The organism is Streptomyces sp. NPDC054956 (assembly GCF_053609185.1).
In genome coordinates this window covers 1-1,395 of record NZ_JBSGXB010000636.1, presented here as the reverse complement: position 1 = coordinate 1,395, position 1,395 = coordinate 1, and the positions used below count along the sequence as shown (strand labels likewise).

The 1,395-nt window shown below is 74.0% G+C and carries 1 protein-coding gene; it reads right to left on the bottom strand.

All coding sequences use genetic code 11. The annotated features are described in order from the left end of the window. A partial coding sequence (locus ACWGDE_RS38960; RefSeq protein ID WP_453393822.1) for a DEAD/DEAH box helicase occupies positions 1–1,395 on the bottom strand: 1,395 nt, incomplete at both ends.

Genomic DNA, 1,395 nt, shown 5'->3' with positions numbered 1-1,395 from the left:
TGAGGGAGAGCAGGAAGACGGGGCTCTCGCCGGCCTGGAAACGGTCCACGAGCTCCTCGCGGCGGGCCACCGGGGTACCCCCGTGCAGCAGTTGGGAGCCGATTCCGCGCGCCGCGAGGTGCTTCTCCAGGATCCGGGCCATCGCCACGTACTGGGTGAAGACCAGCACGGAACCGCCCTCGGCGAGGATCGTGTCGAGGAGCTCGTCGAGCAGGGCGAGCTTGCCGGAGCGGTGCGCGATCCGGAGCTCCTCCCCCTTCAGATACTGCGCGGGGTGGTTGCAGATCTGCTTGAGCGAGGTCAGCAGTTTGACGACGAGGCCGCGCCGCTCCATCCCGTCGGCCTCGGAGATCGCGGCGAGGGTCTCGCGCACGACCGCCTCGTACAGGCCGGCCTGTTCGGCGGTCAGGGGGACGGGGTGGTCGGTCTCCGTCTTGGGCGGCAGCTCGGGCGCGATCCCGGGATCCGACTTCTTGCGCCGCAGCAGGAACGGCCGTACGAGCGCGGCCAGTCGGACCGCCGCCTGTGGGTCGCGGCCGCTCTCGATCGGCTCGGCGTAGCGCGTGCGGAAGGTGCCGGGGCGGCCGAGCAGGCCGGGCGTGGCCCAGTCGAGGACCGCCCAGAGCTCGGACAGGTCGTTCTCGACCGGGGTGCCCGTGAGGGCCACCCGGGCGTCCGACGGGATCGTCCGCAGTGCCTTGGCGGCCCCGGAGCGCGGGTTCTTGACGTGCTGGGCCTCGTCGGCGACGACCATGTCCCAGTGCACGGCGGCCAGTCGGGGCGCGTCCAGCCGCATCGTGCCGTAGGTGGTGAGGACGAACCCGTCGTGGGCTCCCTCCAGGCTGCGGGCCGTCCCGTGGAAGCGGCGGACCGGGGTGCCGGGGGCGAACTTCTCGATCTCCCGCTGCCAGTTGCCCAGCAGCGAGGCCGGGCAGACCACCAGCGTCGGTCCGCCCCGCAGGTGCTCCCGCCGGTGGAGATGGAGGGCGATGAGGGTGACCGTCTTGCCGAGGCCCATGTCGTCGGCGAGGCAGGCGCCGAGGCCGAGTCCGGTCATCCGGGCCAGCCAGCGCAGGCCGCGGAGCTGGTAGTCGCGCAGGGTGGCACGCAGGGCGGCCGGCGGCACAACGGGCTCGGGGGCGGGCTGTTCGCCGGTCGGGGCGGCGGTTCGCGCGTCGGGCTGTTCGTCGGCCCGCTCCGGGTCGGCGGCGAGCAGCGCGCGGAGCCGTTCCAGCGGACCGGCCGCCTCTACGTCGTACCGCGCGCCGTCGAGCTCCGCCGAGCCGGTCAGTACGGCGGCCAGCGCGTCGGCGGTCGTCACCTCGCGGTCCTGGTGCAGGCGGGCCCGGGCCCGCCTGGCCTCGGCGGGGTCGATCTGGACCCACTGGTCGCGCA